The sequence below is a fragment of the Curvivirga aplysinae genome, assembly GCF_009711445.1.
In the GTDB taxonomy this organism is placed as follows: Bacteria; Pseudomonadota; Alphaproteobacteria; order UBA8366; family Aestuariispiraceae; genus Curvivirga; species Curvivirga aplysinae.
This window is the reverse complement of record NZ_SMMC01000088.1, coordinates 1-7,986: the sequence shown is the minus strand read 5'-3', so window position 1 is coordinate 7,986 and position 7,986 is coordinate 1. Positions and strand designations below refer to the sequence as shown.

Here is a 7,986-nt window from a genome sequence, read left to right as displayed (position 1 = left end):
CTGAATTACAAATCATCTAAGATATTTTTTCTTATTCTTCCCTCCTTCTAATTCATATAATATGGGTTCATCAAAGAAAGTCGCACTAGGTAATAGTAAATATGAAGCTCTTAGCAAAAACAATAGAATTGATCACAAACGATCCTATGAGAATGGACGCACTTAAAACTCATCAATCTCTTAATTTGAAAGATAGCTGGATTGGAGCAGGCTTTATAAGAAATAAGATCTGGGATCATATGCATGGATTTAGAGGCTATCATTACAAGAGTGATATTGATGTCCTTTATTTCGATCCAACATGTAATCTGAATGCACAAGAACTTGAGATACGACTGAATAATACAACACATGGTATCACTTCTAATCTGGGAGATTGGTCAGTTAAGAACCAAGCGGTCATGCATAAACGAAATAAAGATCAACCTTATAAAGATACAGAAGATGCGATGCGTTATTGGGTTGAAACATGCACCTCAGTTGGTATTCGACTAAACAAACACAACCAACTAGAAATCATCGCCCCTTTTGGCCTTGAGGACATCTATAATCTGGTTCTTAAACCAACTCACAAATTCAAATCCGACCTAAATTATGTTTTCATAAATAGAATATCAAAAAAGAACTGGCAGCGTTACTGGCCGAAGCTGACGGTTATAAACTAATAAAGCCCGATCCAATGGATCGGGCTTTATTAGAAGTTATGCTTTTGTCTTTTCACTGTCATCAGGCAGATCATGGTATGCTTCGACATAATCGACAGCAACACCATATTGAGGGTCTTCTATTACAGAGACCTCAACCATATTTCCTGCCTTATTAAGCAAATGACGACAATCGTCACTTAAATGACGCAAGTGAAGTGTTTTACCTTCTTGTTGATAACGTTCAGCCAGCGCATCAATGGCTTGTAAACCTGAATGATCCCAGACACGCGACCCTTTAAAGTCAATAATCACATCATCCGGATCATTCTTTGGATCAAACAAACCATTAAAACTTGTCACACTACTAAAGAAGAGCGGACCAAAGAGATGATACTCTTTAGAACCCTGTTTATTTATCTCCTCACGTGCGGACATATGTTTTGCACTATTCCATGCATAGACCAATGCAGAAACTATGACACCAACAATTACCGCAACAGCCAAGTCACTAATCACAGTCACTGCTGTTACAAGAACGATTACAAAAGCATCTGACTTCGGAATCTTGGTCATGATCTTAAGTGAATTCCAGGCAAATGTACCAATCACGACCATAAACATCACACCAACCAGCGCGGCTAGTGGAATTTGTTCAATCAACCCTGACGCAAATAAAATAAAAGCCAATAGGAATAATGCAGCCACCGTACCGGCAATACGCGTACGACCGCCAGACTTCACATTAATCATGGATTGACCGATCATAGCACAACCGCCCATACCGCCAAAGAAGCCTGTTACAAGGTTGGAGGCACCTTGCGCCACGCATTCCTTACTTGCCCCACCATGAGATTCTGTAATTTCGGACACAAGGTTAAGTGTCAAAAGTGACTCAATCAAACCAACCGCAGCAAGAATGACCGAATAAGGAAGAATGATCCACAAGGTTTCTAAAGTGAATGGTACCATTGGAATATGGAAATCTGGCAAATCGCCTGCGATTTGTGCCATATCCCCAACTCGTGGAACTGGTAAATCCCCAAAAATCACAATAAGTGAAACGACAAGGATGGCAGCCAAAGGTGCCGGAATAAATTTCACATATTTACCCGCAGCCCAAATGATTGCCATTGTTAATGCAACCAATGCCAACATCAGCGTCATTGTATCGCCAGCCATCCAATCCATTAGACCAGTCGCCGTATCTTTCACTTTAAACTGCGTCATCTGCGCAAGGAAAATAACAATCGCCAGACCATTTACAAAACCCAGCATAACAGGATGTGGCACCATCCGAATAAACTTACCCAGACGCAGGATGCCAAAAGTAATCTGTAAGATACCCATCAAGACAACGGCGGCAAAAAGATATTCAACACCATGTGTCGCCACCAAGGACACCATCACAACAGCCAGAGCGCCGGTAGCCCCGGAAATCATCCCCGGACGGCCACCAAAGACAGCTGTAATCAAACCAACAATGAAGGCCGCATATAGACCAACCAAAGGATGAACCTGAGCAACAAAAGCAAAAGCAACTGCCTCTGGCACCAATGCCAATGCAACGGTTAACCCGGCGAGTACTTCTGTTTTAATGCGAACGGGTAAGGATAACGGATCGTTATCCGGTATTCCGAGAATATTTTCTTTCAATGCAATAATCCTATCTATGATCGCGCCATATCCCGTGGCAAGAAACCAATCTTATATCCCCATAAGCAAAGGTCTGATACTGTCTATTTGGCGCGGTTATAGAGGAGCATTTTCTAAAAAGCTAGCAAAATTCAAAGAAACTTATATGAACTTAGTCATGACGATGACGTTTCTATGCTGTATAGTATTTAACCATAATACAATTTGGATGAAGAGAATTTGACTACAAATCTTGAAAACTTAATTGATCTCACGACACTTTCGGGAAAGTTAAAGAATGCCTATGATTATTGGCTATTGAAAAAAAGCGCAGGCCACCTCCCTCACCGAAAAGAAATAGATCCAATAGAAATAATTCGCATCTTACCAAATATTTCCCTGATGCAAATTCTTCGCGACAACCAAAGCAAAATAATAGATTTTCGCTATGACCTTATCGGCGGAATTGTAGATTCCCACACTGTTAGTAACCGACATCATCAAAAATTATCAGAAATCCCGCACCAAAATGAAACAACGAATATTTTTAAATGTTTAAAAACTGCTGCGGAAACACATACCGCTCTAGCGGTAAGCATGGAATATATTGGTAACGACCTACGTATAGATCATGCAGAATGCTTGATAATGCCTCTTTCCGGTGACACTGAAGATGCGGAAAGTATATTGACAGCTGTAGTTTTCGTAGAAAAGACCTAATCGTAATATAAGAAAAACAATATTCCTTTTCTTTCTGCACTTAACTAATTTCTTTTTAAAAATTCTTTTGATTTTAATCTAATTTCAAGATACCTAACCTGTACCAATAAAGATTGGGAAATTATAAGTTGGAGCATTAAACAATGACACAACCGTCATTAGATGAATTACGTAAGCGTATTGATGAGATTGATGATCATATTCACGATCTAATCATGGAGCGTGCGGAAGTTGTGTCAAACGTGGCTGCGGCTAAAGGTATCACTAACAATGAGTTACCCATTCGTCCTGCACGTGAAGCGGATATGCTACGTCGCCTCAAATCGCGTCACAAGGGTCCATTCCCATTCGTTTCTCTAGCACGTATGTGGCAAGAAATGATTGCGGCTTTCACTCAAATTCAAAACAGCTACTCAATTGCCGTTTATGTTGATGAGAACCATCAGGCGATCTGGGATATGGCCCGTGACCAATTTGGCGCTCAAACTCCTCTCACTGCGCATGGAAGTATTCGCGATACCTTAAACCGTGTGTTTGAAGGTACTTCGGGTGTAGCAGTGCTTCCAAAACCAACAGAGAAGAACTCTCTTGATTGGTGGACAGGATTACTAGTCCCTAACGCCCCCAAGATTATCGGGCATTTACCTTTCTCTGGAACCGGATCATTACGTGGTGAAGTTGAAGAAGTATTCGCCGTTGCCGATATTCCACTAGCCCCGACAGGCGACGACTGCACTATGCTTGTCGTAGAAACAGGTGAGCAATTAAGTCGTGATGGTTTGCAGGCCTATCTGAAAGCCGCAGGATTACAGCCGTTTCTTGATACAGTATCTGTTGGCACTGCATCAGAAGGCTGGTTACATCTTGTTGAACTTGACGGTTTCATCGAAGCTGATCATCCAGCGATTGAAAAGTTAGAGATTCGTGATTCTGTAATGCGTACCCATATCATTGGGTATTATGCGAAAGCGGTTCTTTAGGCATAGTCCTTCCCTATTTTCATGTGAAAGAAATTTTAGGAACGGGCTTGTCAAACAAGCTCGCAAATCTACTTGTCTTTCATCATTTTCAACCCTAACCTCTAACCCGATTAAAAAAACACTCAAAAGATGGAGTATTTAAAATGCCATTAGTTGCACGTCCTGGAATTGCCGATTGCCCACTTTATGTGCCTGGAAGCCATGAAGTCGACGGCATTGCAGAACCAGTTGTCCTGTCTGCTAACGAAAACCCGTTAGGCCCAAGTGACAAGGCAGTGGCAGCTTATCAAGCTGCTGCGACACAACTCCATCGATATCCAGAAGGCGGTGCGGTAGAGTTACGAGATGCCATCGGAAAACGTTTTGGCCTTAGTCCTGATCAAATCACATGTGGTGCGGGCTCGGACGAAATCTTAACATTCCTGACGCGTATCTTTGCTGGTCCGGGCGATGAAGTGCTATACTCGCAGCATGGTTTTTTAATGTACCCTATCAATGCAAAACAAGTGGGTGCGATCCCTGTGCAAGCGCCTGAAAGTAATTTACGTACAGATGTTCAGGCCGTACTGGATAGTATAAACGAAAAAACCAAAATTGTGTTCATAGCGAACCCAAACAACCCAACAGGCTCTTACCTAACTACTGAGGAAATGAGAACCTTAGTGGAAGGCATACCAGAGAATGTTTTACTGGTATTGGATTCTGCTTATGCAGAATATGTGGAACTTAATGATTATTCTGATGGATCCCAGTTTGTTGATCAATATCCGAATGTAGTTATGACACGTACATTTTCGAAAATCTTTGGATTGGCTGCTGTTCGCCTTGGTTGGTGCTATGCATCACCACAAGTCACTGATTTGTTAAACCGGTTGCGTGGTCCTTTTAATACCACAGCACCGTCTCAAGCAGCTGGTGTAGCCGCAATGGAAGATCTTGCACATACAGATACGGCACGTGCACATAACAACCTTTGGCTTCCTAAACTAACAAATGAGTTAGAAAAGTTAGGAGCAATAGTGCCACCGTCTGTAGGTAACTTCTTACTCGCTGGATTTGGTGAAGCTGACACGACACAAGCTGCCTATGAGTATATGCATAAAAATGGTGTCATCACCCGTATGATGGGTGGCTATGGATTACCAGAATATATCCGTATCACCATCGGTACAGAGAAAGAAAACAACCTGCTTTTGGATGTCTTAAGTAACTTCAAAGGCTAATAAAAGAATTGTTCGAAAAGAAAGGGCGAGAAGATGACTTCGCCAATGTTTGAAAAAGTGACCTTTATTGGTCTGGGCCTCATTGGGTCCTCTATGGCGCGTGCCATGAAACGCGGGAATTTAGCTGCCCATATCGTAGGTTCCGCACGCAAAGAAGAAACACGATCAAAATCTCTTGAATTGGGATTCATAGATTCTGCGGAAGCTGATCCAGCAAAAGCGGTTGAAAATGCTGATTTAGTTGTACTTTGCGCACCATTGGGCGCAAACGCAAAAATAGCAGAAGCAATGGCACCCGGATTAAAAAAGGGTGCTATCGTAACGGATGTGGGCTCTTCAAAAATGAAGGTCATAGAAGATGTAGAACCTCACTTACCCGAAGGTGTTCACTTAGTGCCTGGGCATCCAATTGCAGGTACAGAAAATTCAGGACCAGAAGCAGGTTTTGCCGAATTATTTGATGGTCGTTACTGCCTCATCACACCTGCCGATAGCACAGATAGAACCGCATTTCGCAAAGTTGTATCTCTTTGGAAAGAGATTGGAGCCATTGTAGATGTAATGAGTCCCAAACATCATGATCGTGTTTTGGCGATAACATCGCATTTACCACATTTGATTGCCTATACAATCGTAGGAACCGCAGCGGATCTAGAGGGACATCTTGAAAAAGAAGATGCCGATATTGAAGAGATGGTAGAAACAAATGAGGTGGTTAGGTTCTCTGGTTCGGGCTTCCGTGATTTTACACGTATCGCAGGCTCTGACCCCGTAATGTGGCGTGATGTTTTTCTTGCCAATAAAGACGCAGTTTTAGAAATGTTAGGCCGCTTTACAGAGGATTTAGTTGGTCTACAACGCGCTATCCGCTGGAATGATGCTGAAAAATTGGAAGAATGGTTCACCAGAACCCGGACAATCCGCCGAGAAGTGGTGGAGCAACCTGCGAGGTCTCCCTATGTGGATTGGCAAGGTGGACACCGTGTTGGCCCTGGCTCAGAAGACTAATTCAACATATTAATCATAAATTTAGTCGCGCTCTTGAATGGCAAAAGAGTGCGACTAAATACTTCAATCTACAATTGGTCCTAGTTTTGCCAACCTCAATGGACCTAGATAATATTCACCATCTACAAAACTCATCGGAACTGAGAAAAACTCTCTCACCTTACCATTCAGCTTGTTTTCGACTGGTACCGAGAAAAATTGGATACTTCCAGCAGCAAGCCCCGCGACATTGCGATCTATAATACCCTTTTTCCCTAATCCTGTTAAAAAATTCGGTAAGCCTGTCGTATTGGTATCCAGTTTCCCCGTTAACTGCATTGAAGGATCCAATGCAAGTTTACCATGACCATCCATAAAGAGTTCTGCCCATCTGATCGCGGCCATTGAAATATCTAGATATCCTTGACCTTGTTGCCACACTTTCAAACGTTCTATTGTATCTCCATTTAATGCCAATGGACCATGTGCATTTAGCTGGATTTCCAGATTGTTCAGTGTATCAGCCAGCGGAGTCATACTACCTTGTTGAAATCTCACATCCTTTGCCGTAAACACGATCTTATCCAAGTCGGCTAAATCAAAGTGCAAATTGTTATTCTCTTGTGAAATCTGACCAGCAACAAAAGAAATAGGGTTGATCATGCTAGCAGCAAGTGACATCTCTTTGGCCCTAAAAAGGGGAGACACAGCCTCACCTATCTCTGGATAAACAACAATATTTTTCAGCTTTAATTTTAAACGGGACGGGAATCCCATCGTCCGCTGACTTTCATATCGTATATCTAAGCCATGCTCTTTTAATCTTACTATTTCCTGATCTAGTATGGTCACAACCTTAAGCGCAGACCAGTACCAAAAAAAGGCATAGGCAGAAAATAGAACAGCAAAAATTATCAAGCTAATTCGGATCAGCTTTTTCTGGGACAAGGACGTCCCTCCTTCAAGTTAAAGTAAGTTAGTCGAACAATGCGTCGATTTCATCCTGTGAAATACTTGCACCCGGCAATGCAGGGCCATGTAAACGATCCCCTTCTGGATGCTGTTCTGCCTCTGCTTCTGGTGTAAGTTCAGCAAACAGCTCTTTACCACCCCAGATTTCCATCATACCATGAATACGTTCATCAATGAAATTCATTGTATTCACAACTTTAGTAATTCTTTGCCCTGTAATGTCTTGGAAGTTACAGGATTCAAAGATTTTAATAACACGTTCCGCAATCTCATCTAAAACTTCAATTTGCGATGCATCATTTATTTCTACACGTAAGCGATCAGCAAGGGTTTCTATCGTCTCTGCTGCTTCAATAATACCATCTGTCGCCACCTCTGTATCATTAACCACAGCTGACAACTCCATACTCGCAACATGAATTTTATCGTCATTTTGCGTATCAGCACGTAAAGCAGCAATTTCAACTTTTGTTGCTTCAATCGCGTCAGATAGCTCCTTCAAATCATTTCGTAGATTATTGGCGTCGATGATTTGTTGTTTATAATCATCAATTACTTCTTTAGTCGGGGCAACTTCTTCTTGTTGTTTTTCAATTGTAATGGATTGAATATTGGACATTTCCTCACGTAAGGAACGCATCTCCTTCAACAAGATCGCAAAACGCGCATCTTCATCAGTTACATCTTCTGGCTTGAACATAGTCCCACGTTTGGCAGATGAATTAGCAGCCTCACGCATTGTCTTTTCAATTCGGAACATTTTCTTTTGATTATTATTCACGTCAAGCTCCTTTAGTAGATACAATAATTCTATAGACCCCTTAG

The 7,986-nt window shown here is 41.9% G+C and carries 8 protein-coding genes; 5 read left to right on the top strand and 3 right to left on the bottom strand.

What is annotated here, in order from left to right; genetic code table 11:
- Positions 1-101 precede the first annotated feature (101 nt).
- Complete coding sequence (locus E1160_RS01870) at positions 102-665, top strand: nucleotidyltransferase family protein (RefSeq protein ID WP_155153291.1); 564 nt, start codon at positions 102-104, stop codon at positions 663-665.
- Positions 666-701: 36 nt separating this feature from the next.
- On the opposite strand, the gene E1160_RS01865 is transcribed toward E1160_RS01870, so the two are convergent.
- Positions 702-2,300 carry a SulP family inorganic anion transporter gene (locus tag E1160_RS01865; protein WP_155153290.1) on the bottom strand — a complete coding sequence of 533 codons (1,599 nt, stop codon included), beginning with the start codon at positions 2,298-2,300 and terminating at the stop codon, positions 702-704.
- Between the two features lie 219 nt (positions 2,301-2,519).
- Between E1160_RS01865 and E1160_RS01860 the strand changes: the two genes are divergently transcribed.
- The 4 genes from E1160_RS01860 to E1160_RS01845 all read left to right on the top strand — a co-directional run bounded on the left by E1160_RS01860 (position 2,520) and on the right by E1160_RS01845 (position 6,210).
- The gene (locus tag E1160_RS01860) at positions 2,520-2,999 is read left to right on the top strand and encodes a PAS domain-containing protein (RefSeq protein ID WP_218048650.1); all 480 of its coding nucleotides are present in this window, start codon (positions 2,520-2,522) and stop codon (positions 2,997-2,999) included.
- A 143-nt stretch (positions 3,000-3,142) separates the two neighbouring features.
- Positions 3,143-3,979 (top strand): chorismate mutase, encoded by an 837-nt coding sequence (gene pheA / locus E1160_RS01855; protein ID WP_155153288.1) that lies wholly within the window; start codon positions 3,143-3,145, stop codon positions 3,977-3,979.
- A 143-nt stretch (positions 3,980-4,122) separates the two neighbouring features.
- Positions 4,123-5,202, top strand: coding sequence for a histidinol-phosphate transaminase (gene hisC / locus E1160_RS01850; protein WP_155153287.1), 1,080 nt, complete (start codon positions 4,123-4,125; stop codon positions 5,200-5,202).
- A gap of 33 nt (positions 5,203-5,235) precedes the next feature.
- Complete coding sequence (locus E1160_RS01845) at positions 5,236-6,210, top strand: prephenate/arogenate dehydrogenase family protein (RefSeq protein ID WP_155153286.1); 975 nt, start codon at positions 5,236-5,238, stop codon at positions 6,208-6,210.
- A gap of 63 nt (positions 6,211-6,273) precedes the next feature.
- Here the strand turns inward: E1160_RS01845 and E1160_RS01840 are convergent, their stop codons facing one another.
- Both E1160_RS01840 and E1160_RS01835 read right to left on the bottom strand, forming a co-directional pair.
- The gene (locus tag E1160_RS01840; protein WP_155153285.1) at positions 6,274-7,137 is read right to left on the bottom strand and encodes a DUF2125 domain-containing protein; all 864 of its coding nucleotides are present in this window, start codon (positions 7,135-7,137) and stop codon (positions 6,274-6,276) included.
- Between the two features lie 28 nt (positions 7,138-7,165).
- Positions 7,166-7,942 (bottom strand): hypothetical protein, encoded by a 777-nt coding sequence (locus tag E1160_RS01835; RefSeq protein WP_155153284.1) that lies wholly within the window; start codon positions 7,940-7,942, stop codon positions 7,166-7,168.
- Positions 7,943-7,986 lie beyond the last annotated feature (44 nt).

Excerpts from the sequence above, each read along its gene's own strand:
- E1160_RS01845 (WP_155153286.1), top strand. The coding sequence starts at position 5,236 with ATGACTTCGCCAATGTTTGAAAAAGTGACCTTTATTGGTCTGGGCCTC.
- pheA (WP_155153288.1), top strand. The coding sequence starts at position 3,143 with ATGACACAACCGTCATTAGATGAATTACGTAAGCGTATTGATGAGATT.
- E1160_RS01870 (WP_155153291.1), top strand. The coding sequence starts at position 102 with ATGAAGCTCTTAGCAAAAACAATAGAATTGATCACAAACGATCCTATG.
- hisC (WP_155153287.1), top strand. The coding sequence starts at position 4,123 with ATGCCATTAGTTGCACGTCCTGGAATTGCCGATTGCCCACTTTATGTG.